General features: G+C 51.5%; 22 protein-coding genes and 1 tRNA gene. 11 read left to right on the top strand and 12 right to left on the bottom strand.

Annotation, left to right across the window (positions count from 1 at the left end; genetic code table 11):
• The first annotated feature begins 47 nt into the window (after positions 1 to 47).
• Positions 48 to 503 (top strand): Rossmann-fold NAD(P)-binding domain-containing protein, encoded by a 456-nt coding sequence (locus IX84_RS03535; protein WP_044216575.1) that lies wholly within the window; start codon positions 48 to 50, stop codon positions 501 to 503.
• Between the two features lie 25 nt (positions 504 to 528).
• A complete protein-coding gene (pbpC, locus tag IX84_RS03540; RefSeq protein ID WP_044216576.1) occupies positions 529 to 2,850 on the top strand; it encodes a penicillin-binding protein 1C in 2,322 nt (773 codons plus the stop codon).
• Here the strand turns inward: pbpC and IX84_RS03545 are convergent, their stop codons facing one another.
• Positions 2,851 to 4,008 (bottom strand): NAD(P)/FAD-dependent oxidoreductase, encoded by a 1,158-nt coding sequence (locus tag IX84_RS03545; protein ID WP_044216577.1) that lies wholly within the window; start codon positions 4,006 to 4,008, stop codon positions 2,851 to 2,853.
• 95 nt (positions 4,009 to 4,103) lie between these two features.
• Between IX84_RS03545 and IX84_RS03550 the strand changes: the two genes are divergently transcribed.
• On the top strand, positions 4,104 to 4,544 hold the full coding sequence (locus tag IX84_RS03550; RefSeq protein WP_044216578.1) for a DUF4293 domain-containing protein: 441 nt from the start codon (positions 4,104 to 4,106) through the stop codon (positions 4,542 to 4,544).
• A gap of 314 nt (positions 4,545 to 4,858) precedes the next feature.
• Here IX84_RS03550 and IX84_RS03555 read toward each other — a convergent pair whose 3' ends face one another.
• The 7 genes from IX84_RS03555 to IX84_RS03585 form a co-directional block, all read right to left on the bottom strand.
• Positions 4,859 to 5,335, bottom strand: coding sequence for an ExbD/TolR family protein (locus tag IX84_RS03555; RefSeq protein WP_044216579.1), 477 nt, complete (start codon positions 5,333 to 5,335; stop codon positions 4,859 to 4,861).
• Positions 5,336 to 5,434: 99 nt separating this feature from the next.
• A complete protein-coding gene (locus tag IX84_RS03560; protein WP_044216580.1) occupies positions 5,435 to 5,989 on the bottom strand; it encodes an ExbD/TolR family protein in 555 nt (184 codons plus the stop codon).
• Between the two features lie 9 nt (positions 5,990 to 5,998).
• Entirely contained in the window at positions 5,999 to 6,484 is a 486-nt protein-coding gene (locus IX84_RS03565) for a hypothetical protein (protein ID WP_044216581.1), read from the bottom strand.
• A gap of 15 nt (positions 6,485 to 6,499) precedes the next feature.
• The gene (locus IX84_RS03570; RefSeq protein ID WP_044216582.1) at positions 6,500 to 7,339 is read right to left on the bottom strand and encodes a MotA/TolQ/ExbB proton channel family protein; all 840 of its coding nucleotides are present in this window, start codon (positions 7,337 to 7,339) and stop codon (positions 6,500 to 6,502) included.
• Between the two features lie 107 nt (positions 7,340 to 7,446).
• Positions 7,447 to 7,534 (bottom strand) — tRNA-Ser (locus IX84_RS03575).
• A 147-nt stretch (positions 7,535 to 7,681) separates the two neighbouring features.
• Positions 7,682 to 8,476: a TatD family hydrolase gene (locus IX84_RS03580; protein ID WP_044216583.1), complete on the bottom strand. Its 795-nt coding sequence runs from the start codon at positions 8,474 to 8,476 to the stop codon at positions 7,682 to 7,684.
• Between the two features lie 161 nt (positions 8,477 to 8,637).
• The gene (locus tag IX84_RS03585; protein WP_044216584.1) at positions 8,638 to 9,666 is read right to left on the bottom strand and encodes a tetratricopeptide repeat protein; all 1,029 of its coding nucleotides are present in this window, start codon (positions 9,664 to 9,666) and stop codon (positions 8,638 to 8,640) included.
• A gap of 106 nt (positions 9,667 to 9,772) precedes the next feature.
• On the opposite strand from IX84_RS03585, the gene IX84_RS03590 reads away from it, so the two are divergent.
• On the top strand, positions 9,773 to 11,386 hold the full coding sequence (locus IX84_RS03590; RefSeq protein WP_044216585.1) for a T9SS type A sorting domain-containing protein: 1,614 nt from the start codon (positions 9,773 to 9,775) through the stop codon (positions 11,384 to 11,386).
• Between the two features lies 1 nt (position 11,387).
• Here the strand turns inward: IX84_RS03590 and tsaB are convergent, their stop codons facing one another.
• Positions 11,388 to 12,122: a tRNA (adenosine(37)-N6)-threonylcarbamoyltransferase complex dimerization subunit type 1 TsaB gene (gene tsaB / locus IX84_RS03595; protein ID WP_052515736.1), complete on the bottom strand. Its 735-nt coding sequence runs from the start codon at positions 12,120 to 12,122 to the stop codon at positions 11,388 to 11,390.
• Between the two features lie 165 nt (positions 12,123 to 12,287).
• Between tsaB and prfA the strand changes: the two genes are divergently transcribed.
• The 3 genes from prfA to IX84_RS03610 all read left to right on the top strand — a co-directional run bounded on the left by prfA (position 12,288) and on the right by IX84_RS03610 (position 16,101).
• A complete protein-coding gene (gene prfA / locus IX84_RS03600) occupies positions 12,288 to 13,373 on the top strand; it encodes a peptide chain release factor 1 (RefSeq protein WP_044216586.1) in 1,086 nt (361 codons plus the stop codon).
• 72 nt (positions 13,374 to 13,445) lie between these two features.
• The gene (locus IX84_RS03605; RefSeq protein WP_044216587.1) at positions 13,446 to 14,501 is read left to right on the top strand and encodes an Rpn family recombination-promoting nuclease/putative transposase; all 1,056 of its coding nucleotides are present in this window, start codon (positions 13,446 to 13,448) and stop codon (positions 14,499 to 14,501) included.
• Positions 14,502 to 15,024: 523 nt separating this feature from the next.
• Positions 15,025 to 16,101, top strand: coding sequence for an Rpn family recombination-promoting nuclease/putative transposase (locus tag IX84_RS03610; protein WP_081968593.1), 1,077 nt, complete (start codon positions 15,025 to 15,027; stop codon positions 16,099 to 16,101).
• A 214-nt stretch (positions 16,102 to 16,315) separates the two neighbouring features.
• Here IX84_RS03610 and IX84_RS03615 read toward each other — a convergent pair whose 3' ends face one another.
• Both IX84_RS03615 and IX84_RS03620 read right to left on the bottom strand, forming a co-directional pair.
• Positions 16,316 to 17,242 carry an IS3 family transposase gene (locus IX84_RS03615; protein ID WP_052515737.1) on the bottom strand — a complete coding sequence of 309 codons (927 nt, stop codon included), beginning with the start codon at positions 17,240 to 17,242 and terminating at the stop codon, positions 16,316 to 16,318.
• Entirely contained in the window at positions 17,239 to 17,613 is a 375-nt protein-coding gene (locus tag IX84_RS03620) for a hypothetical protein (protein ID WP_044216591.1), read from the bottom strand. Before IX84_RS03620 ends, IX84_RS03615 begins: the two co-directional genes overlap by 4 nt.
• Positions 17,614 to 17,828: 215 nt before the next feature.
• Here IX84_RS03620 and IX84_RS03625 point away from each other — a divergent pair, with 215 nt between their 5' ends.
• Both IX84_RS03625 and IX84_RS03630 read left to right on the top strand, forming a co-directional pair.
• On the top strand, positions 17,829 to 21,566 hold the full coding sequence (locus IX84_RS03625) for a metallophosphoesterase (protein WP_044216593.1): 3,738 nt from the start codon (positions 17,829 to 17,831) through the stop codon (positions 21,564 to 21,566).
• A gap of 273 nt (positions 21,567 to 21,839) precedes the next feature.
• Complete coding sequence (locus tag IX84_RS03630; RefSeq protein WP_052515738.1) at positions 21,840 to 23,891, top strand: alkaline phosphatase D family protein; 2,052 nt, start codon at positions 21,840 to 21,842, stop codon at positions 23,889 to 23,891.
• A gap of 81 nt (positions 23,892 to 23,972) precedes the next feature.
• Here the strand turns inward: IX84_RS03630 and IX84_RS03635 are convergent, their stop codons facing one another.
• Positions 23,973 to 24,695 carry an SDR family oxidoreductase gene (locus tag IX84_RS03635; protein WP_044216595.1) on the bottom strand — a complete coding sequence of 241 codons (723 nt, stop codon included), beginning with the start codon at positions 24,693 to 24,695 and terminating at the stop codon, positions 23,973 to 23,975.
• A gap of 167 nt (positions 24,696 to 24,862) precedes the next feature.
• On the opposite strand from IX84_RS03635, the gene IX84_RS03640 reads away from it, so the two are divergent.
• Both IX84_RS03640 and IX84_RS03645 read left to right on the top strand, forming a co-directional pair.
• Positions 24,863 to 25,294, top strand: a complete 432-nt coding sequence (locus IX84_RS03640; RefSeq protein WP_152604904.1) for a hypothetical protein — start codon at positions 24,863 to 24,865, stop codon at positions 25,292 to 25,294.
• A 41-nt stretch (positions 25,295 to 25,335) separates the two neighbouring features.
• The coding region (locus IX84_RS03645; protein WP_044216598.1) for a DUF6444 domain-containing protein at positions 25,336 to 25,781 on the top strand (446 nt) is incomplete at its 3' end.

A 25,781-nucleotide genomic window follows, 5' to 3' on the forward strand; every position in this document is an offset into this window, starting at 1 on the left:
CAAAAATACGGTAGTCCTGCTGCCAACGTTAACAATCAAAACAACAGATGAAAGCTACACTTACCATTTTCGCCCTGCTTGCCCTCCCCTTCCTGGCTGTTGCTCAGGATAAGGCTGACCTAGCCCAATGCATTCAGGCCACACTCGAATATCCGGAGATTGCGGAGGTCCTTGAGGCAGAGTGGACCAATCAAGAGAAAGTCTACCTGCGCCACAGTGCCATTACCATGACGAACCCGCCCCACTTTACCCGCTTGTTTAAGCAACTGCAGGATACTGACCTGGGTGGGATTGACTTTGAGGTCCATCTCATACAGCCCGGTGAAGAAGGCTTTATGCCCAGTGAAGCCAGAGACCATGGCATTATTGATATCAGCGGAGCGTTCCGGGGTGACCGCATGAGTATTACGCTTTTTGCATGGTTCCCCAACAATCCCCGGCAGAAGCTGAGCAAGGCCTATGTGCTGGAGCGTTATGAAGACGGCTGGAAAGTTGTTGACTAAAAAGCTATCCCTCAAACAATGGGCCTTGCTTCTGGCAGGTCTGATCTTCCTCCTTTGGTATGCCTTTTGCCTGCCCCGGCCTCTCTTTGATGCGCCGCTGAGCGTGGTTTTGGAAGACCGGAACGGGCAACTGCTCAGCGCCCGAATTGCCGCGGACGAACAGTGGCGGTTCCCTCCTCCGGATACTATCCCTAAGCGCTTCGAGACTGCACTGCTTACCTTTGAGGACCAACGGTTCTACAGTCATCCGGGTATTGACCCGGCTGGCCTTGGGCGCGCTATCGTGCAAAATCTGCGTGCGGGACGGATCGTCAGTGGTGGCTCCACACTCAGTATGCAGGTCATCCGGATGGCGCAGGGCAATCCACCCCGGACCTTTTTGAGAAAAATTCAGGAGATGCTCCTCGCTACCCGTCTGGAGCTCCGGTTTTCCAAGTCCGAGATCCTCCGGCACTACGCTACGCATGCCCCTTTTGGCGGAAATGTAGTTGGGCTTGAAGCCGCTTCCTGGCGCTACTTTGGCAAGCCCCCCACCCTGCTGTCCTGGGCAGAGGCAGCTATGCTCGCCGTACTCCCCAATCAGCCCGGGCTCATCCACCCCAGCCGCAACCGGAAAGCCCTGTTTCAAAAGCGCAACCGCCTGCTCACCCGATTGGGAGCAGCAGGCCATCTCGACACCCTAACCCTGGAATTGGCACTGGATGAACCGTTGCCGGAAGCCCCCCTGCCACTACCCCAACACGCTCCACACCTTTTAGGTAGCGCGATGAACAACGGGCAGTCCGGCCGCCTGCAAACCACCCTTGACGTCCAGTTACAACAGCAAACTACCCAACTGCTGCAGGCACATCAGGCGCAGCTGGCAGGCAATCAGATTCACAATCTCGCAGCCCTGATCCTGGATGTCGAGACCGGTGATGTACTGGCGTACGTAGGCAATGTCCTTGGTGCCGGAACAGTGCACGACGAGTGGGTGGATATTATCCCGGCACCGAGAAGCACAGGCAGTATCCTCAAGCCTTTTTTGTACGCCTTTGCCTTGCAGGAGGGGCTCATTACCCCGCAGCGGCTGCTTTCTGATATCCCCATGCGGCTCAGTGGGTATCAGCCGGAAAATTATCATGAAGATTTTGATGGCGTGGTTGCCGCTGAGCGGGCACTTGCCCGTTCCCTCAATGTACCGATGGTGGAATTGCTCTCTGCCTATGGATTAGAGAAATTCCACTACCGCCTGGAGCAGATTGGTATGACGACGCTGGTACATCCGCCGGGGCACTATGGCCTCCCGCTTGTATTAGGAGGTGCGGAAGGATCCCTTTGGGAAATCACAGGTATCTATGCCAGTATGGCCCGGATGCTTAGCCATACCTACGATTACAATGGCCAGTACAGCCCGGCTGATTTCCGATCTGCGCGTTACCTGCCCGCTATTGATGCACAAGTGCCTCTGCAGGATGCCCCTCAACCCATGAGTGCCGGTGCTGCCTGGCTGACCTTTCAGGCGATGCAGCAGGTGGAACGCCCCGCCAGTGAGGGCGGATGGAAAGTTTTTGAATCCAGTCGGCGGATTGCCTGGAAAACCGGTACCAGTTTTGGATTCCGGGATGCCTGGGCTATTGGTGTAACGCCCCGGTTTGCGGTAGGAGTCTGGGCAGGAAATGCCGATGGTGAAGGGCGCCCCGGCCTGGTAGGCGTGAAAGCCGCAGCTCCGGTACTGTTCGATCTTTTTAAGCTGCTGCCTGCGTCGGGGGATTGGTTCCTCACGCCTTATGACGACCTCAAACCAACAGTTATTTGCCGGGAAAGCGGTTATCAGGCCGGACCGGTTTGCCCAAAGGATACCATACAAGTTCCCCGAACAGCAACCGGACTTCAGCCCTGCCCTTTTCATGAAGTCATACACCTGGATGAGAGCGGTCAATTCAGGGTAAATGCAGATTGCTATCCGCCTGAGCGGATGCAGCCCGCTCCCTGGTTCGTCCTCCCCCCCACCGAAGCTCATTACTATGCCCGACGCAACCCTGCTCATAAGCCGCTCCCGCCTTACCTCACAGGTTGCGGTGAGTTGGCGGATAGCCCTATGGAACTGATCTACCCGAAATATCCGACCCGCATCCTTGTCCCCCGCGACCTGGATGGCAGCCGGTCCCGTACGGTATTCACGGTAGCGCACCGGCAGCCTGAGACGGAAATCTACTGGCATCTGAACGAGACCTTCATTGGGCGTACTACTCAGTTTCACACTATGGAACTCGATCCGCCTCCCGGAAAGCATTTGCTGACGCTTGTAGATGAGGAGGGGCATCGGCTGGAACAGCCCTTTGAGATTATTGCGAAGCAGGAGTAATTACCTTAGCAACTCATCGATTCCTTCCTCTCCAATAAGGGTACCAATGGCCACCCCCATGCCCCCCAGGCGCACTGCCGCCACCACGCGGTCAGAAAGATGCCGGATGACCGGCCGTTTGCGGCGGCCAACGCCCAGTATCCCACTCCACCAGTGAGCTACTCCAACGTCTTGCCCGGGAAGGATAACCTCCCGCAGCAAACGGACCAAGGCAGACCGGATGAGCGGTGTGGTGCCGAATTCAGAGGTCGCCTCGGCTTCGGTATCGAGATTGCGGCCGCCTCCGAGTAATATCCGGTTGTCAATATTACGGAAGTAAAAATAGCCCCGGTCGTAATGAAAGGCACCCCGGATCTTCAGCGCTTTGACAGGCTCTGTGATCAACACCTGATTGCGGGCAGGCCGGACTTTCAAATCAGGCAATAACTGCCGGGCAAAGCCATTGGTGCAAACCAGGACCTGCCGGGCACTGACGGACCAGCCCAGGGTGGTTTCCACTTCCACTTTTGTGCCTGCATCGTGCACGGTTTCTACACCCAGGCCTGTGTAGATAAAAATGTCAGCCGCCCGGGCCTTTTCGAGTAATGCTCTGACCATTTCGCCAGTATGCAGTTGTCCTTCTGCCTGATTTTTGATCAGGTAGCGTACGCCTTTTAGCCCAAAATCCGCAGCAGCTTCGTGCGTCCTTTGATAGGTTTCTGCCAGCCCGGTAATGGATTTTAGTCTTTGATTGAAAGCAGTGATTTGGTCGGCACAAGTCTCGTACCGTTCCGCTTCTTCGGCACGGAAGAGCTCAAATCCACCCAATGGTTCATACCGGATAGCCGCGTCACCAAGGAGTGCCCTAAGCCGTTGCAGCCCTTTCCAGCGCCGCTCCACCAACGCCCAGACCTCGTCTTCCGGGCTTTCGGTCATATCATCGAGCAGCTCTGAGACACTGCCAAAACAAGCAAACCCGGCATTACGGGTACTTGCGCCCACCGGCAACGGCCCGCGTTCCAGTATGAGGATTTTGGCATTTGGTGCTTTTTCCCGGGCGCGCAGCGCAGCGCTTAGTCCTACAATACCAGCACCAATGATGATGATATCAATATCCGAAAAGAAGGAGGCATGCTCCCAGTAGCTGAGCTGATAACGTAAAGAAGTGAGTTGTGGCAATTGATCAATCTTTTTGACGGACAGCTAATATACAACCTGCTGATGAGAGTCTTTCAAATGATCCTTATCTTCGCGCTAAACAACCGAAACAGACTATGATTCAAAGAATTCAATCTATCTTCTTGTTTTTGGCAGGAGGGGCTTCACTGGGACTGTTTGGGCTCCCTTTTGCCACAACACCAAAGGCGATTGAAAGCTCAATGATTTTTGGAGATGCCCTGTATAACGTCAATGATCAGGTGGGGCTTTCTGTACTTTTTGGCCTGGCCGGGGCGTTAGCAATCATTGCCATTTTTCTATTCCGCAACCGGGGACTACAGTCTAAGGTGAGCCTTTCTGCGCTCATCCTGAATATCGGCGGGTTAGTATTTGCCCTTTACTACCTCACTCAAAACCTGACAGAAGCAGGTAAAGCAGCGATTGAATTTGCCCTTGGAGCTACGTTTCCAATTATTGCGGTGTTCTTTTGCTTCCTGGCTTATCGGTTTATCAAAAAAGATGACAAGCTTGTTAAGTCGATGGACCGCTTACGGTAGTGCACTATCTCCCTTTTAAAAAATCAAAGCGCCTTTCACCGAGAATAATCCGGTAAAAGGCGCTTTTTTATAGAGGAAACGAAATAGATTATACCGACGATAAAGTGGTTTGCCACAGCAACCGGCTTGATGTCGGCATAATCGCTGGGAAATGGCTCGCGCTTGCCCTGACAAGCTGCGCTTCGTCAGTGGCCGATGTCGCAAATCCAAGATTCCAGACGATGAATGTCTGGATCAACGACCCGACATTTATCGTTCCCCGTGCTGACCATCAACGCCAGTAGGTGACCACTTCGTATTGCGTATAAAAGAGTCTATTGTTTCGCGTTCGGATCTTTTTTAGCGGAGTAGTTCACTTTCAACTGACCCGACTTACGAAGCTGAGTCTTAACGTCTGTAACGATACCCATAGTTACTTCACCATCCACCCGGAGGGAAGAAGTGATCTGACCGTGACGTGCTTCCGGCACTTTGATTTTGTGCTTTTCCAGAAACAGTGGGATATCAGAAATGGTAGCGAACTTATCGCCGAGCTGCAGCCTTGGCTTTGTACCATAAGTGCTTTCGTACTTCTGCGTTGGTCGGCCAATATACAGGTAGTTAACCAGTGATTTTTCCTCCAGCTTTGTCAGCTCCGATGCATAAGGCGTAGAAACCTTTACCATCAGCTCTGCATCTCTCAGTACGGTTACCACCATAAAGAAGAAAAGCAGCATGAAGATAATATCCGGGAGCGAAGCTGTAGAAACTTCTGGTTTAGATTTTCCTCTCTTTTTAGAAAACTTAGCCATAGTTAATCAATTTTAACTGCCCGAAGGCAAAGGGTGAAAGAAATAGGGCGGCAGTTTTTCGACTTAGGGGGACAAGCTTGGCACCTATCCCCATACCGTCTACTCCTCACCGAAGGCTGTTGGTTCAGCTTCCGAGAGTACAAAAGGTATCTCTTCCCGAATTGCTTTCTTATACGCAAAGGGCATATCCTCGCTGTACGGAACACCGTATCTGCGCTGACTGAGCTCATCCCACAGCTCAGAGTAAGCTGCTTTCAACTCGTTATAAACGGTCAGGTAGGCATCGTAAGATGTACCCCGGTCGTTTTTGAGTGAAATAATGGCTTTCGTTGGCTTTTCAGCCAGATTCTCTAATTTGCTGGGATTGCTAATGAACTCTTTCGCACGTCCACGTAGTTCTTCAATGCGTGCCGGCTCACCACGAACCAAAAGCTGATCCTGTGCATTAACCAGTACCGAAAAGACATTCCGCTTTTTCAGCTTGGTAATATCAGGCTCCTCTTCTGACCAGGGTGGTAGTTTAACTGTAATCCCCTTGTCCTCAACGATAGTTGTCGTGACGAGGAAGAAGATCAGGAGCAGGAAGGCAATATCGGCCATTGAGCCTGCATTGATCTCATTACTCATCCGATCTCTGGTGCTCGTTTTTGCCATAATGCCTTATTATTTGAACAGGTTAGTAATCTCAGACACAACGAAGGCTGCTGCTGCCACTACTACCAAAACGATAGTTGTGGAGATACCGCCACTGATGAATTTGAGGTTCCCTTCGGTGAACTCAGCACCACCTTGTTCGAACTTGTCGATGGCACCCTGAATATATGGACTTATGTCTGTGTCCGTCATGGAATAGGAGACAAAGAAGACAACCAGCAGCGCAACAAAGCCCAAAATCCCTTTCATAGAGCTTTTGAAGCTTGTGACGACCTGAGCCAGGCCGAAGATGACCATAGCGGCGGCTGCAATAACAGCCAGTGCCATCGCACCGTACAGACCAAAGTCGAAGATGGTGGTTTCCATCTGCTTCTCTTCCGCCATCGCTGTAAATTCACCCATATTGGAAACTACAGAGATCAGGAAGATCACGGTTATCAGAACTCCTAAACCGAAGGCCAGTGTCTGACCATTTTTGGTTAGAAATTTATACATAATAGTTGGTTTCTCTTACTGCTTGAAAATGTTGTTTGACGCCATGATGTCTACCAGTGCGATAGATGCATCCTCCATCTTATTAACGATACCGTCAATCTTGGAAACGATATAGTTGTAAAAGATTTGCAGGATAATCGCAGTGATCAGACCGAATACAGTCGTCAAAAGGGCTACCTTAATACCACCAGCAACTACTGAAGGAGAAAGGTCACCTACCGCTTCGATACGGTCGAATGCCTGAATCATACCGATTACCGTACCCATAAAGCCAAGCATCGGTGCGATTGCGATGAAAAGAGAAATCCAAACCAGACCACGCTCAAGCAAGCCCATCTGAACACTACCGTAAGAAACAATAGCTTTTTCAACTGCCTCAGCGCCGTCATCAGCATTTTTAAGACCTTCATAAAGGATACTTGCTGTTGGTCCCTGAGTGGACTTGCATACTTCCATTGCGCCCTGTACGTCACCAGACTTCAGGTGCTCATCAATACGAGCGAGCAGCTTGTCAGTATTAGTGGTTGCGATGTTCAGTGTGATGATACGCTCAATACAGAACGCAAGACCGAGGATCAGACACACGAGTACGAAGCTCATAAAGCGCCAGTCACCATCGATGAAGTACTTCTTCAGCACTTGATAGCCGCTCTGCTCAGCGCCAGCCTCTTCTTCACCTGCATCAACAGCAGGAGATTCAGGCTCGATGGGGTCTACCTCTGCCTCTGCAGCAGTGGTAGTGTCTTCCATTTGCTCAGTTGCAGTAGTGTCGGTATCGCCATCCTGAGCATACACGAAATTCCCGGAGAAAACTGCTAAGCCGAGTACCAGCAGCAGTGCTATTAATTTTCGCATAGTCAATAAGGTTTTTTCGATTGTTTTTTAAAAGTTAGTCAAACCAGTTAAAGTTGGAAATCGTACAAAATCTGCTCCGGAAATCCCAGCTACAGATATTGCGCTTGCGGAGAGAGAGGGATTCGAACCCTCGATACTGGGTTACAGTATACACGCTTTCCAGGCGTGCCTCTTCAGCCACTCGAGCACCTCTCCGTTCAATATTCCATCGCCGCTTCTACCAGCGGCGCACGAGCAAATATAATTATTAAGCGTCTTTTGCCAATATCAAGGCACACAAAAATTGTAAAAAGATATTACAAATCCTAATTCGCGCTTATGCAAACTGCTTTATCCCTAAATTTATAACAGGGACTGGGACGTAAGTTCCTCTACCCTAAACAGGGCCTCTGCATTCGCAGTGGTCTGACGGGCAACCTCCGCAAAGGGCACCTGCTGTACAGCTGCGATCTTCTCCGCTACCAAACGTACATACGCGCTTTCATTGCGTTTCCCTCGCTTTGGCACGGGTGCCAGGTAGGGCGCATCCGTTTCCAGTACCAGGTGCTCCAGGCTGATCTCTTGCACCACTTTATCTAACCCACCATTCTTAAATGTCACGACGCCCCCAATGCCCAGATAAAAATCTAAATCAATAATGCGGTGGGCTTCTTCCAGCGTACCGGTAAAACAGTGGAAAATCCCTCGAAGCCGCTCGTCTTTTTGCTCGTCCAGGATTTCCAGCACTTCTGCCGTAGCATCACGGGAATGAATCACAATCGGGATATCAAGGGCTTTCGCCCATTGAATTTGCTGACGGAAAGCGTCTTGCTGCTGACGAAAATGGGTTTTGTCCCAGTACAGGTCTATGCCTATTTCGCCAATCGCGCAGAACGGTCGCTCTCCAAGCCATTTTTCCACTACCGCCAGTTCCTCCTTATAGTTTTCTTTGATAGAACAAGGGTGAATGCCCATCATCGCAAAACATTGCCCCGGATAGTCTTCCTCCATCTTCAGCATGCCCTCAATAGAAGCATGGTCTATATTAGGTAGAAAAAAGCGGTCAACCCCGCTCTCCATGGCCCGCTCCACCATCTCTGCCCGGTCGGTATCAAATTTTCGGGAGTATAAATGCGCATGTGTGTCTATCAGCCTCATATATGCATTTTATGTTCTGGCAACGCTGCAAAGGTAGAGATTCAAAATGAAGGTTTTTTGGTGGGAAGCAGGAAGATTTATTTAAGACTGATGCCTACACATTATATATGGTATACCAGACTGTAATTTACATTACGTACCGCCCCTCTGTGAAGCTTTGCCTAACCTGCTTCCTTTAACCCATCTAATCGTTGCTGCGCCTGCTCATAGTCAGGTGCCATGCGCAGGGCCTGCTCGTAGTCCGCTTTAGCGTCAGCAGCCTTACCCTGCATTTCCCGGCTCAGGCCACGGAAGTAGTAAGCCCGGATATGCGTTGGCGATGTTTTGACGGTCAGGTCGAATTGTTGCTCCGCTTTGGCCACCGAGTCCATATCAAGATACAAAAGGCCTGAATTGAAGTAAGCCTCATCGTACTGCGGGTCAATCGTAATGATCTTACGGTACAATTCAACGGCGCCTTCCAGGTCATTGGTTGCAGTCAGGTAATCCGCTTTGGCATGCAGGGCGGTGATATCGTTGGGTGCGATACGGGTGGCATTATCAAAATAACGCAAGGCCAGCGGATCGCCCAAACCGGCATAAAGCTGCCCCAGGTTGATCCAGCCATCAATAATATTGGCATCGAGCTCCACTGCCTTTTGATAACTGTTGATAGCACGCACCGTATCCTGCCGTTCCTCGAAGTTCATCCCGAACATAAAATAGGCTTCTGCATTCTGCGGGTCAATTTTGAGCACCCGGTCAATGGCCTTCATGGACTCTTCATACTGAGTGAGAATGAGGTGGTATTCGCTCAGCTTCAGCAGTGTGGGAATGTCTTCCGGAAAGCGCTCTGCGGCACGCTTAAGAATTTCAACAGCCTGACGTGACTTGAAATAGTCCAGGTAAGCATCCGCCAGCTTGTGGTAGTAAACGGGCTGCGTGGTGTCCAGCTGAATGGCCTTGGTATAGTCGCGGATGGCTTCATCGTAGCCGCGGTTTTCATAAAACACATCGCCCCGCTGCACATATAGCCCGGGGTCAGTCTGATCAGCAGCGATCGCCTGCGTCAGGCCATCGATCGTCGGGTTGCCCGTCTGCCCGAGCTCAGGCTCACCACTTTGGCCCTGCTCTTGTGAGCTGCCGCCACAGGCGTTTATCGCCAGCGCTGCCAACAGTGTGAGAAAGGGGAAAAACAATTTAGCTTTCATAGAGTATGTAACGTTGATTACAATTAAGATGCGCGAAGTTAGTTATTTTACCGGTTCTTCAAGAACGGATGGTGCATCCGCAGTTGTCACGAAAACTTCATTCCGCATGAAAACGCTCTGCCTTCTCCTTCTGTTTGGCCCGGTGCTGGCCTTTTCCCAAACCTGGCCCCTGCTCCGGACTGTGGATGGGGACAACTTTGAGTCCGTGGACGCCCTGCTGCCCCTGCAGAACGGGGAGACTATCATCGCCGGGACTTACTTTGGCTCTTCTGCTTTCCCGGATGGCACACCAAGCTCCGGAAAAGCAGACCTGTTTTTGGCAGGTTACGATGCAAATGGCGATCTGAACTGGTTTCTGGAAGGCGGCGATCAGGAAAACGAAACGGTAAGTGGGCTGGCCGAACTCCCGAATGGCGATATCGCAATAGCCGGCAGCTACTGGTTCAGCCTTCCGCTAGGCGATACGATCCTTACTACCGGTAGCAGCGTGCGATCCTTATTTGTGGCTCGGTTCACACCACAAGGCCATCTGGTTTGGGCAAAGCGCCTGAGTGGTGACGGGCTGAAAGACATCGCCGATGTGGGAGTCCTGCCTGACAGCTCAATCGTCATCGCAGGTTTTTTCAGAAATACGCTGGAGCTTGGAGACAGCACGCTTGTGACCGAAGCCGAACCGGGCAGCACCTCGCTTTTTGTTGCGGCCTATGCTCCCGATGGCCAACTGCGCTGGGTGACTCAGGCCGGAGGGGAAGATGACCTGCGCATTACAGCCATGGCAGTCGACCCGGAAGGACAAATCGGCGTGGGCGGCAATTTCAACGGCGTTTCTCAACTGGCTGGCACTACGCTCGATGCCGGCTTTTTCAATCAGGATGTGTTTCTTGCAGCCTTCTCCCCTACCGGCATACCGCTCTGGGCACGTGACCTGGGGGGCGTAATCGACGACAACCTTCAGGACGTTGCCATTGACACCGCCGGAAACCTCTACGCTACCGGCAACATTATCGGCGTCATGAACCTGTCTGAGGAGATCAGCATCGAAAGTAGCAATGGCAACGACGACTGCTTCCTGGTCAAATACAGTGCTGATGGCACACCACTCTGGGGCAGGGCCCTCGGCGGCCCCGATGTGCAGGACGGGCTAAGTGTTGCGGTACAACGCGACTTCGTGGTCATTGGTGGCGGTTTTCAGGGGAGCATTGGCTGGGATGGGCTGAGCGCTGACGTCGGCGAGGATGGCATCATCTGGGGGCTGATTGCCGCTTTTACACCTGATGGCGATGCCCGGTGGCTGCGTACACTGCCCACCAATGACTTTGGCCTGATCGAGTGCCTGGCTTTCTCCAGTGATCAGCAATTATACGCCGGGGGCAGTTTTGGAAATACAGGCGCTTTCAACGGTGAAACGATCCCGAGCGATGGCCCTAATAGTGGATTCTGGGGTCGGCTGAGCGACCTTTTATCTCCGATCCCAATGGACGCAGAAGCGGAGGCCACCCCGATCGTGGCATTCCCCAACCCTACGAAAGGCGAGGTACAGTTGACAAATATCCCTATGGAGGCTACGGTTTCTATCTTCAACGCCATGGGGCAGTGCGTTCAGCCCTCCGCTCCCGCAAACAGACCGGTCGACCTCTCCCATTTGCCGGAAGGCTGGTATGTACTGCGGGTAAAAAATGAACTTGGGGCAATCCGCACGTTAAGGGTACTGAAGCAGTAAGTTAAAGCAATTTCTTTTTCGACTTGGTGACATTCGGCGGCTTGAGGTAAAAAGGACTGTAGTAGGCCACATTTTCAAACTGTTCCGCTTCATACCGCTGCAGGGCAAGTGGGATCAGGTGCGCAGCCGAACAAACCACCGGGCTGTAGACGATTCCGGATGCCGGGAGTATCTTTTTGCATTTTTCTGCGCCGTTACCGGAAAGGATCAATGGGATGCCCTTGTCCAACTCCTCCTGAAAGGTATCCGCTGCCACGATAAGGGGGGCCGCTTCAGTGAGCTGTTCATTGGTGGCATCAAAGCGAGCCGTGTAGACCTCCATGCGGCGGGCATCAATCATGGGCAGATAGAGCCCTTCTTCCCGTTCCATGTTCAGGCTGGCCAGGGCGAGGGACTGCAAAGTGTCTACCGCAATCAGAGGCTTATCCAGCGTGTAGCAGATGCCTTTGGCAGTTGAAGTACCTACACGCAGGGATGTATAGGACCCCGGCCCGCTGCTCACACTAACCGCATCCAATTCTGACAGGGAGAAGCGGGCCTGTCCGAGCACCGATTGGATCAGGAGGGTAATCTGCGCCGCGTGCTGCCGGACACCATCTGCCGTTTGTATGCTGAGCAATTCCAACCCATCACTGACTGCGATGGAGCAGATATCTGTCGCCGTTTCTATGTGGAGTATTCTAGCCATATTGACGTGCAAAAGTAAGAAAGCCCGGGCAGGGAACTTAAATTCCACTCCTTTTTGTTTTCTCTGTGCGGCACAGGTGTTAACTTTGCTGTCCAAATTGAAGCAGAATGAACCTCATCAACAGCATTCCGTATCAGTTCATGTAGCGTAGTGTACCGCACTACCCCCTCTCTTTTTTTTCTTTTCCACCCTCTTTAACAAACGACAAGAATCATGCTGGATAAGCTCGAAGCCATAAAAGACCGTTACCTCTACCTGGAAGAACAGATGGCCGACCCGGACGTCATTTCCGATATGGACCGCTACACCAAAATCGGTAAGGAATATAAAGACCTCAAGTCCATCGTGGAAGCCCACGACGCCTACGCGGAGTTGCTCGGCAATATCGATACCGCCCAGGAAATGATCAAAGAAGAAGATAGCGAAATGCGGGAAATGGCTAAGATGGAGCTGGAAGAGCTCCTGCCACAAAGGGAAGAAATGGAAGAGAAAATCAAAATGCTCCTCATCCCAAAAGACCCGGAAGACACCAAGGATGTGATCTTCGAAATCCGCTCCGGTACGGGGGGGGACGAAGCCAGCCTGTTTGCCGGCGATCTCTACCGTATGTATTCCCGTTATTTTGACACCAAAGGGCTCAAGACAGAAACCGTTAGTGTTAACGAAGGTACCGTGGGCGGCTACAACAAAATCGTCCTGGAAGTCAGTGGTGAAGATGTGTACGGTTTGCTGAAGTTCGAATCCGGTGCCCACCGGGTACAGCGCATTCCCCAAACAGAGTCTCAGGGCCGGGTGCATACGTCTGCCGCCACTGTGGTCGTGATGCCCAAGCTGGAAATGGAAGATGTAGACATCAACAAAGCCGACCTGAAAATCGACACATACCGGTCCAGTGGCGCGGGTGGGCAGCACGTCAACAAAACAGAATCTGCGGTACGGATTACCCACCTGCCTACCGGTATTGTCTCGGAAAGCCAGGACGGGCGCTCCCAGATCAAGAACCGCGAAATTGCCCTGAACCGCCTGTACGTAAAGATTATGGAAGTCCGTCGGCAGGAGTACGAATCCGAGCAGGCCGCCAAGCGGAAATCTCTCGTTGGCTCGGGCGACCGGGCGGGTAAAATCCGTACCTACAACTACCCGCAAAACCGCGTCACCGACCACCGCCTCGAAGGGGAGCACAAGAACTTCCCATTGCAGACCATCATTGAAGGCGACCTCGACCCCATCATCGAGCAGCTGAAGGTGACGGAAAATGCCGAGCGCATGAAGGAAGGGGCGGATGCACAAATCAATTAAATACATTTTGAGTTAAAATCTATTTTATTTAAACAGGTTTTGTATTTTTGGGGCAGACGTAATCTCTGTACTATGCCCCAAAATCTAAATATCTATCAGCCGGACGACCGCTTTTTCAAGTCGGCTATGAGCGACCCGGAGGTGGTCAAAGCTTACCTTCAGCATTTCTATCCTAAAATTGCAGCTATTGCAGATCTTGCAAGCTTGAAGCTGGAAAACAGTGTCAGCCTGCGCCCCAGCCTGAAGCGATTCGAGGCGGACGTTATTTACCGCTGCCGGTTTCAGGGAGAGACTGATGGCTACTTCTATTTTTGTTTGCTATTTGAGCATAAGTCCAAGCCCGATAAGTATGTTGCGGTGCAGGTTGGTCTATACCTTATGGAACTCCTGTCCAGCATGGTGAAAAAACAGGGCCGGGAATTGGAGCCCGTACTGCCCCTCATTTTTTATAACGGTAAGGAAAAATGGATGCCGCAAACGCTGAGCGAGCTATTTCAGGGGCATCCGCATTACGCTGTTTTGGAACCCTATATCCCTAATTTCCGTTTTTTATTTCAGGATGCTACGCGCCTTAGCCCGGAGGAGCTATTGCGGCTCGACCTGAGCTATTTCCGCAGCGTACTGATGTCGATGGCTTTCCGGCACCGGCAGCACTTGATATTCAAGTACCTTCAGCTTATCTTTGAAGGGACGGACGGGAAAGAAAAGATTATCGCAGTGACGACCTACATCCTGGGGGTGGCAGAGCGTTCGGAAGAAGAGTTCCTAAAGCAGATCCAAGACACAACATTCACGATAAAACCAGAAGTCATGAGTACTTTGGAGCAAATTTTGGAGAGAGGCCGAAAAGAAGGATTAGAGAAAGGCATGGACAGGGGGGCATACAAAAATAGCATTTTCAACCTGCTCAAAACTGCGGTACATTTCCCAGACTGGACTGCCGCGAAATTATCAGACTTCACAGAGCTGAGCCTGGAGGTGGTGACCACATTCCTGTCCGTCAAATCACAGGGAGATGCTTTTGCGCTAAAAAAGCACGTCCTTCAGGACTTGCTGGCTGACATCCCGCTGAACGCGGAAGATGAGCAGAAGCTGGACCGGTTGATCGGGCAGTTGACCGGGGTATAAACCCGGGCATAAAGGCTTAGCTGCAACAGCCTCTTTACCTATCTGATAGAACTTATTGCGCTCCCTGCGGAGTCTGGCTCTGATACCTTCGGCTACTCAAAGAGCGAGTAGCATACCTAATAACCCGAAAAAAACGGCCAAACGACTTCGTAGAAGTCACATCTTGATCTTTCAGGCACTCAATGCAGCTCGACTCCGTAGAACCTGTCTACCCGGCGCAGGCAGGTAGAGTCGCATGTTTTCCAACCAAGCCAGAAATAACGCTCCATCCACACCCACCACAAGCCTAAAAAACAACAATGTTTTAACGCAGCAACCTTGACATCCACAAATAAAAATCTTTTCTCTCCGGGTGCACCCACCGCTCGACATAGTTTCACAACGAAGTCGATGCCTTCACCCGGCGCACTTAAAAACGAAACAGTTCATTCCTGTACGATCGGGTTGATTGAATTTATTTGTTTAAATTATTTTGGACCCTATTACAAGGTTTTGTATCTTAAGGGCGCTTAATCTCTATACCATGCCCTCGAGACCCAAAATACATCAACCCGATGACCGCTTTTTCCGCCACGCTATGAGCAAGCCGGAGGTAGCAAAGCGGTATATTGAGCACTTCTATCCGGATATTGCCAGCATCACCGACCTCGGGAGCCTGAAGCTGGAAGGCAGCCTCAGCATTCAGCCCAACCTAAGAGAATTCCAAGCCGATGTCATCTACCGCTGCCGCCTCCAACAAGACGGGGAGAAGCATCTGTACTTTTGCCTGCTGCTTGAGCACAAATCACAGCCCGATAAATACGTGTCCGTGCAGGTCGGGCTATACATCATGGAGCTCATGCTGCGCTCCGTAAAAGAAGCCGGGCGGGAACTGGAGCTGGTGCTCCCCATCATATTCTATAACGGGAAAGAAAAATGGCAGCCCCTGACGCTCGCAGAGCTTTTTGCCGGCCATCCGCAGCTCGGCCTGCTGCAACCCTATATCCCGAATTTCAGTTTTGTATTTCAGGACGTCTCGCAGCTCAGCACGAAGGAGCTGCTGCAGCTTGACCTGAGCTTTTTCAGGAGCGCCATCATGGCGTTATCCTTACGGCATCAGCCCTACTTGATTGTTAAATATCTTAGGCTTATTTTTGAAGGGGCAGACGGCAAGGCCAGCATCAGCGCACTGACCCATTACATCCTCGGAGTGGCAGAGCGCTCCGAACAAGAATTCAAAGCAATCATTGAAAACACGGACCTCGAAATAATACCAGATGTCATGAGCACACTTGAGCAAATCCTGACCCGCGGCCGCAAAGAAGGCATGGAAAAAGGCAAACAAAAGGAGCGCATTTTCTACCTTTTGAAGACAGCACTCAAATTTCCGGAAATGTCGGCCGTTGACCTCGCTGACTTCACTGGGCTGCCTCAGGAAACCGTGCAGGGTTTTATCGATATCACCGCAAAAGGCGACAAAGACAAGCTCCTCAAATATGTGCAGGAAGAACTGCTTGCCGATATCCCGCTCAATGCAGAAGAAATGGAGAAGCTGCAGGAGCTGGTGGAAAAGCTGCTGGCAGGCACAGACAGGTATGGGTCGATTCCTAAAATAAGTTGACAGATTATCGGATAAAATCCTGAAAAAGGTTGTCACATAATCTTATTCCTGAATTAGGTTGTCAAAGATACATTGTATAGCTTAAAATTTAGTGAGTGAAGCGGAGAAGGCTCTGCTGAGGAGCACCCTTCGAGGAATAGCTCACTCTTTAAACGCCTGTCAAGGTATAGCCGGCCTCCTAAAGTGAGGCTGGCTATTATGATAGGCGGCAAAGTCATGCCTTCAAAACCTTTGCCGCTTTTGTCTTTTTCTTTCGTTGTTTCCATAGTTTTTTCAATGGTCCGCTGCCTTTTTCATGAGCTTGCTGCGGAGTCAGCATATTGCAGCTGCGGTGGGGCCTTCGGGTATTGTAAATGTGCACTGCCCTGGTGACCATTTCCACAGCGTGCTCAAAGTTGTCAAAGGTGTCTGTAAGGAGCAGCTCATTTTTGATAATCCCATTGAGGCGCTCGCTGACAGGGTTGTCAGAAGCTTTCCCGTCCTGGGTCATGCTGGGCCCGATCTGGTGGCTGTCCAGAAAGCCTTGGAATAGCCCGCTTTTAAACTGGCTGCCCCGGTCAGAATGGAAAACCAGGCCAAAGCTAAACTTATAATCCAGTGGAGCCCCTTGTGCAGCCACCGCCATTTTCAGAGCCTCTAGCGTAGCTTGTGCGCTCATGTCCTGCGCTACGGTAAACCCCACGATGAGATGGGAGTATTCGTCAACGACAAAGGTGGCGTAGCAATGCCTTCTGCCTTCCCTGAGCCACATATATGTTATGTCTGAGCACCAGAACTCGTTGGCTCGTTCTACAGGCCCTATTTCCTTTCTCAGGTCTGGCCATATGCTATTGCCGTCACCGTCCGTTAGCTTTGGCCCGCGCTTCCTATGCTTTTTCACCAATAGCTTGTTGGCTCTTAGCAGGCTGTAAAGGGCGTCGCGGCCAATTAAAATGCCGGCTTGGCTGGCTAGCATATACTGTAGCTTCTCCGTACCGACCCGGGGCAGGTCTTTGCGCTGCTCCTTGACAAAGGCCAGTATGTGCCCATGCTTTTCCTGGCGGGTTTCCGCATTGCTTGTGCTTTTATGATAGGCCTGGCGGGTTTTGCCAAACAGTCTACATAGTTCGTCCAGGCTGACGTTACTATGTACCGCTTTCATTTCTTCGACCGTTTGGCGCCAGACTTTTTTTCGATTGGCAGATTGTACTTCTGTTCTGCCAGTTTGATCATCGCCAGGTAAGCTTCGCTGCGCAGGCGTTCCTGTTCAAGCAAACGGCGCACACTGGCAAGCTCGGCCTCCAGTTCGTCTATGCTCTTTGTCCCTTTAGGTTCATCTGTCATAGCTTGGGGCAATTGTGTGCCTAAAATTTTTTCTTTACGGTCTAGCCAACGGTACACAGTCATTTTACCGCCTATCCCGTATTCTTTTGATGCTTGGTTCGCGGTGATCTCGTTGGACAAGATACGCTTTAGCACTTGCTTTTTAAATGCTAAGGAATAACCCGTGGGTTTTTGCCTGAAAGTTGTCACAATTTTGATGGTTTTGATGTCAACCTATTTCAGGAGATGACCTATCCTGTAAGGTTTGAATGCCCCCAATAGAACTTTAGCCTGCTCTGGCAAGTTGATTCTAAAGGACGGAAAAGTCTAAAGAGAAAACGGTCTGGCTTATCGCATGGCGCAGCAGGCGCTATTTCCGTCAAACTACTTAAGTACCTTCCGTGGTCTAAAACCTACTTCACGTAATGAGAAAACCTACCCGCCCCCTGTTTCACCTAATACTTTTCCTGGGGCTTACTTCTTGTGCCAACTACCAGCTTAACTACAGCCCGGAGGCTTCCAACTGGGCAGCAGAATCTCCTCCACCGGACCAACCTTTAATGCACACGGTATTCCTGGTAGGGGATGCGGGCAAAGACAGCAATCCCGCTCTGGACCTATTGCAGTACAAGGTGCAGAATGCAGGAAAAGAAAGTACCGTCCTGTTTTTAGGGGACAACATTTACCCCAATGGCATGGCCCCCAAATCAGGCGCAGACCGGGCACAGGACGAAGAACGCCTGAAAGCCCAGCTCAACACCGTATTGGATTACGAGGGGAATGTCTTTTTCATCGCTGGCAACCACGATTGGGACAAATACGGTATCGATGGCCTGAAGCGGCAGAAAAAATTCATCGAAAAGTACCTGAACAGGGAGGATGTGTTCTTCCCGGACCCCGGCTGTGGCGATCCGGAAGAAATAGAAATCAATGACAAGTTGGTCATCGTTTTGATTGATTCAGAATGGTACCTGTCTGACTGGGACAAAGACTATCAGGTCAACGCAGGCTGTGAGGTCAAAAGCCGTGCTGTTTTTGCGGAGTTTATGGTAGAAGCCGTTAAGGGCAACCGCAATAAAGATGTACTCATCGCTATGCATCACCCGCCTTATTCCACAGGGCCGCATGGTGGGCAATTTACGTTCAAACAGCACTTGTTCCCGCTTACGGAGTTTGTGGAGCCGCTCTACCTTCCCTTGCCTGTAGTGGGGTCAATCTTTCAATTTTTGAGAGGTACAGTGGGCCACCGCCAAGATCTGATACACCCTAAATACCAGGAGCTTTCTGACATCGTGGTAGGCGCTGCCCGCCGCAATGGAAGTTTCGTGATTGCTTCGGGGCACGAGCACAGCCTTCAGTACATCGAGCAGGACGAACAATCTTTTATCGTAAGCGGTGCGGGTTCAAAGACTACGGCTACCAACGCCCGCAACGGAGGGCAATTTGCCTACGGGCACCTTGGCTTCGCACAGCTGGATTATTACGAGGACGGCTCTGCCTGGGTGAAATACTGGGTGCCTGATGCAGAAGAACCACTGGGCAAGCTGGTATTCCAAAAACAAGTGCAGCCTCCTTTGCCTAAGGTGGTGGAAGACTCGCCTGAGTCCTTTGAGCCACTGCAAGACTCCATCACGGTCAAGGTGAGTGAGAATGACTTTGAGCGGGGCAGGCTTTGGGACTGGTTTTGGGGCAAACACTACCGGGGCGCCTATAACGCAACGGTGAAATTACCGGTCCTGGACCTGACCAGGTACAAAGGCGGGGTACGCCCGGTTAAGCGTGGCGGGGGGTATCAGACCAATTCCCTGCGGCTGGAGGGAGCAGATGGCCGGCAGTATGCCTTACGCTCCATCGACAAAGATGCCTCCCGTACCCTGGGCTACCCTTTCAATGAGTCCTTCGTGACGGCGGTATTAGAGGACAACTTTAGCGCGGCCCACCCCTTTGCTTCTATTGCAACCGCTGATTTGGCAAAAGCCGCAGGTATTTACTACACGCAGCCTAAGATGTTTTACCTGCCCCGGCAGCCGGCATTGGGCATCTACAATGAAGATTACGCCGGTGCTTTGTACACCGTGGAAGAGCGCCCCGATGACGAAGTTTGGAATGACTACGAGCAATTCGGCGCACCCAAGCGCATCCGCAGTACCCTCGATACCCGGGAACGGATACAGGAAGACCACGATGAGCAGATTGACTATCCCTTCGTCGTTCGGAACCGCCTGTTTGATGTGCTCATCGGCGACTGGGACCGCCATGATGACCAATGGCGCTGGTCAGAAATTGACAGCGGAGAGGTCGATTACTACCGCCCCATTCCCAGAGACCGGGATCAGGCCTTCAGCAACTACGATGGGCTAATCCTGGAATTGGCCAAGGGCACCACCCCGGACATCAAAAAGCTAAAAGCCTACCGTGGCGATGAGAACCGCCTGGAATGGCTGGTCTACAACGGGCGCCACTTCGACCGTACCTTTTTGTCCGGTGCAGATTGGCCGGTTTGGGAAGCCGAAGCCCGCCATCTGAAGGAACAACTGACCGATGAAGTGATTGAGGAAGCCTTCAAAAACAACTGGCCTGGACCGGTCTATCAGCTGAATGCACCCGACATCATCCAAAAGCTAAAGGCCAGGCGGGATAACTTCATGGAAATTGCCCGCAAGTACTACGAGCTTATGGCGAAGGAAGTGGACATCGTTGGCACCTTCAAACGGGACCTGTTCGTCATTGAACGCATGGACGACGGCCGCACCCGGATCCGGGCTTACGACACCAACAGCAAATCCGAAAAGGAGCTCAAATTCTATGACCGTACCTTTCTTCCGGAAGAAACTAAAGAAATTGCCGTGTATGGCCTCACGGATCAGGATGTATTCCGGGTGAAAGGCACCTGCAGGAACAACTGCATCAAAGTCCGTATGATTGGCGGGGTAGGGCAGGACATTCTGGAAGACGAGTCGAACGGGAAAGGCCTGATTTATTATGATGCCAAAAACGAAGGTAACCTGCTTCAATCCGGTTCCAAAGCGAAAGTGAAAAGGCGTTTTGACCCCGCTTTCAATATTTACGACCGCGAATCGAATGATTATAATTTCAATTACACCTCCCTCTTGCCTGCTGCCGGCTTCAATCCGGATGATGGCATCCTCCTTGGGCTGAGCGCGGCTTATACCACCTATGGGTTTAAGAAAGACCCCTATGCCTCCCAGCATAAAATTGATATGAAATTCGCTACCGGTACGAATGGGTTTACCCTTGATTACCAGGGAGAGTTTATCGATCTTTTTGGGCCCTTTGAGCTTGGCCTGGATGCCGAATACCAAACGCCACTTTACTCCCGGAACTTCTACGGGCTGGGCAATGAAAGCATCAATATTGAAAACCTGCTGGACGACGAGGCCCTGAATTACAACCGCATCAAGCAGCGGGTGATTCGCGTGATGCCTTCGTTTATGCGCCGGCTCAATGCGCAGTCCAGAGTCCTTGTGGGCCCTACTTTTGAATCCATCGAAGTCGAGCGCACAGAAGGCCGCTACATTGATGAAATCGGCAACCGTTTTCAGGACGAACTCTTTGATGGGCTGGAATTTGCCGGGCTTCGTTTCCTGCTCGACTACAGGACCCGGGACAACAACGCCATTCCTACCCGCGGACTGGGCTTCTTTTTGGAAGGTGGCTGGAAGCAACAGCTGGAAGAGGGGCGCAAAAACTTCGCCTACCTGAACACCTCATTTTCCGCCTATCAGCGCATCGACCGGCGGGGAAAGCTGGTATTTGCCACCCGGTTGGAGTTCCAGCACCGCTTCAATGAAGATTATGAGTTCTATCAGGGCGCAACCCTTGGCGGGCCTGGGGAGGGGGCGAACTTCCGGGGATTCCGACGCGACCGCTTCATTGGCTCTACTGCCTTTGTGCATAATACCGACCTGCGCTGGAAGACCATCACTTCGGAGAACCCGACGCTGCCCTTCTCCCTTGGGCTCATGGCTGGCTTTGACCACGGCCGGGTATGGCTGCGCGGCGAAGATTCGGAGGTCTGGCACTACAGCTACGGCGGCGGCATCTGGCTTAGCCCCTTTGACTTATTTGTAGTAAGTGGTGGCGTCTACCGGGGTGATAATAAGGACAATCGGGTGGTGGTGACGGGCGGCTTCTTTTTTTAGACTGTGTAGGGAATTCGCTTTTGGAGCGAATGTAGTCAAATTTTATTCTGAACAAGTCTTTGATCCCGACATTCATCGTCGGGGGCGCGATGAGGGAGCCTAGCCTTAGCTAAGCGACTGAAGAGCAACGAAGTGCAGGATAAAATTTGGCAAATGTAGCCCAAATGGTGAAATCCCTACACAGTCTTTAATCCGATTGTTTAAAAACCAGTTAACCTTCAATTTATACCAATTGGCGTTTTTGCGGTCGATTTTTTCATCCAAAAATTGATCATGAAAAAGACCCTCTTTCTTTTGGCCATCCTACTGCCAGTCAGCTTGCTGGCACAGGACCAACTTTTGCACAACGACCGGGTGGAAGCCCGCCATAATCCAACAACTTTTAATCCCAACTGGGCACCGTTCTACCATGGAGTGGCTTCCGGTGACCCCCTGGAAGACCGGGTCATCATCTGGACACGGGTCACCCCTGCAGAAATGGACAATATGCCCATTGAAGTAGACTGGTTCGTAGCCACCGATGCAAACATGAGCAACATCGTTCAAAACGGGACTTTCACCACCGGGCCGGAGCGTGACTACACGGTAAAAGTGGATGTGACCGGGCTTGCATCCGGTACGACTTACTACTACGCATTCTCTGCCAACGGTGCAAATTCGCTTATCGGTAAAACCAAGACTACGCCCACTGCGGATGAAGCCAGCCACTTGAAGTTTGGCGTGGTGTCCTGTTCTAATTTTCAGGCCGGCTACTTTAATGCCTACAAGCGCCTTTCGGAGCGTACGGACCTGGACGCGATCATTCACCTCGGCGATTATATTTACGAATACGCCGATGGGGGCTACGGTGATAGCACTCTGACCGCCAACCGCCCGCTTGAGCCTTCCACTGAAATCGTTACCCTGGAAGAGTACCGCGCACGCTATTCCACCTATCGCCTTGATACCGCCCTGGCACGCGCCCATCAGCAGCATCCTTTTATTGCCGTATGGGACGACCACGAGAGTGCGAATGATGCCTACACCGATGGTGCCCAAAACCACACCGAAGGCGATGAAGGTAGCTGGACAGACCGCAAAGCTGTTGCCAAGCAAGTCTACTTTGAGTGGATGCCAATTCGGCAAAATGCAGACGAGAGCATCTACCGCACCATCCGCTACGGCAATCTCATGGACCTCATTATGCTGGATACCCGGCTGGAAGGGCGGGAGGAGCAAATTCTGGACATCGAATCTCCCGAATTGTATGATCCGGAGCGCACCCTTCTGGGGGAAACGCAGCGGGCCTGGTTCCTGGAGCAGCTCTCAACTTCTGCGGCCAAGTGGAAAGTCATCGGGCAGCAGGTGATTTTCTCTGAGCTTAACGTGGGGTGGGCAGCACTGCTCGATCCTAACGGGGCTACCTATCAGCAACTGGAGAGTACTTTTCTGGACATTTGGGATGGTTATCCGGCGGAGCGTTCAGCCATCATTGAGCACATTAGCACAAATGATATCGATAATGTGGTCATTCTGACCGGAGATTTCCACAGCACCTTCGCTTTCGATGTGACGGGAATGCCAGTGGATTTGCAGTTCCAGGATATTCCAAATGTTGGTACGCTACCTTTCTATAATACCTCTGGCACGTATGATCCGACAGATGGTTCCGGCTCAGTAGCCGTAGAATTTGCTGTGCCAAGTGTGACTTCCGCGAATTTTGATGAGAATGTGGGGGCTCCTACTGCCGTTGTTTTCGAAGGTCAAATTAACACCCCAATCGCGGCAGGGCCACTACAACTGGGTAATCCCAACCCTCATATGAAGTACACTGACCTCATTCAGCATGGTTACTTTGTACTTGACGTCAGAGAAGAGCAGGCACAAGCCGACTGGTTCTTCACTGACATCAGCCAGATTGTGGAGGAGGAAGCCTTTGGTGAAGGCTGGCTGACACTCGATACCGAGAACCACCTTCAAATTGCAGCCGGTCCTGCAGAGCCAAAAGACATACAGGACATACCTGCGCCTAACGACCCACCGGCTATTCTGAGCAATGTGGAAGAAACGATCAACCGGGCAGATCAGGGATTTGTGGTGCTTTCGGTCCACCCCAATCCTTTCCGGGACATCAATACGCTGCACTACGCGCTTTCCCAAAAGGCACAAGTGCACATCGCGCTCCACGATGCCACCGGCAAACAGGTACGCCAACTGCTGCATCAAGAAATGCAGCCCGGCGTTTTCTCGCTTCAGTTGGATGCGAGCGGGCTACAGGCCGGCACCTATTTTTACCAGATTGCGGTCAACGGTCAACAACAAACCGTGAAAGTGATACTCAAGTAAATCTGTACTACCTCTATCCATAAATGAAAAATCCCTGCTCCGTATGCAACGGAGTGGGGATTTTTCTGCTGTACAAAAGGCTTACTTCTTAGGCGGCTTCGTCGGCCGTACTTCCACCTTGCTGGGCAGGGTACGCGGGTGCATCTTCAGCAGGTCCATGACCATCTGCCCCATGTCTTCAGGCTGTATCTTCCAGGCATCCTTTTCGTTGGGCGTGTGGTCGTTGAAATAAGTGGCCACCGAGCCCGGCATGATGGTGGTGACTTTTACATCATCCTGTCGCAGGTCGAGCATTACTGCCTGCGTAAAGCCCACCAGGCCAAACTTGCTGGCATTGTAAGCGGAGCCGGAGGGGAAGAAGTTCGTTCCCGCCAGGCTGGCAATAGTGATCAGATAACCTTTAGTCTTTTTGAGTTCCGGTATGGATGCCTTGGTCGTATAAAACACCCCCGTCAGGTTGGTGTCGATAACGGCATTCCACTGTTCCGCAGTCATCTCTTCGATAGGTGCGAAGTGCCCTACACCGGCGTTGGCAATAGCGACATCCAGCTGTCCCCATTCCTCAATTACCCGCTTTACGGCATTCTCCTGAGCCACCATATCGCGCACATCCGCAGCAATGCCAATAGCCTTGCCAGGCCCCAATGCGGTGAGCTTTTCGGCTGCTGCATCGGCTGCTGTTTGCTCGCGGCTTGTCACTGCCACATGCATACCGTTTTTAACCATGGCTTCGGCTACGCCGAGCCCTATTCCTTTGCTGCCGCCCGTGATGAGGGCGGTCTTTCCGTTGAGTTTTGTTTCCATACCTGTACAACGGCTGGGTGGGGGCTGGGTTTAGATGGGCAATATTATTTCTTATAGGATTCTGTTAAAAAAGTATTCTTTATATTCTTAGATTCAACAGATAAATGCAGTTGTATTTAGCGGTTAAATCCACGTTGTTCTGCAATCCATTTCCAAAGGTATTTATCATGAGACGAGGCTTTTACTTTTTTAGTTTCTTAGTACTCCTTCAATTTCCTAATCATGTTTATACACAGGTTGCTTTTCCTGAAGCAAGTGAAAACCCTTTGTGGGAAGTATTTGTAAATGGTGGTGTTCCAGGTACCTTTCAGTATAAAGTAGGAGGTGTTGCCTCAATTTGTGGTCAGGATTGGAATAAGGTGCAGGAATACAGTTCTCTAAGTCAAGCGGTAAGGGATATTGGCTTTTATCGCTGCGAAGATAGTCGTGTGTTCTTTCGTTTTACAGTACACTGTGATGAGGAGCCTTACTTAATATACGATTTTAACCTGCAGGAGGGGGATACATTTACCGGGTTTACCTCCTTAGCTGGACCTAATGGTGGTTTACCGGTCGAATTTGAAGTGGTTGCTGTAGATACATTAAACGTAACTATTTAGGTCAATTTGCAAAATAGCGAGAAAATAGCGAACTAGCACAGGTGAACAAGGACGAGATCATAGCGCAACAAGCTGAGCAAATAGCGAAGCTGGAATCACTGCTGGAAGCAGCGCTGGCTCGTATTGCAGAGCTGGAAGCTCAGCTGAAAGCCAACAGCCGGACTTCGTCGCGGCCTCCGAGCAGCGATGGGCTGAAGAAGGCCCCTGCTTTCCCGCGCAAGAAAGGCGGCAAGAAGGGAGGCCAGTCTGGGCATAAGGGGAAGACGCTTGAGATGGTCGCCCCGTCTGCAGCAGACCGCCATATTGTCCACCCGGTAGCTGAGCAAACATGCAGCTGCGGGCAGAGCCTGGAAAGCACTGTGCCAAGCATAAGCTTAGAGCGCCGCCAGGTTTTTGACCTCCCCCCGAAGCTTTTGCAAATAGAAGAGCACCGCCTGGAGGTCAAACATTGCCCTTGCTGTGGCGAGCAGCATACAGGCAGCTTCCC

It is taken from the genome of Phaeodactylibacter xiamenensis (assembly GCF_000759025.1).
GTDB lineage: Bacteria > Bacteroidota > Bacteroidia > Chitinophagales > Saprospiraceae > Phaeodactylibacter > Phaeodactylibacter xiamenensis.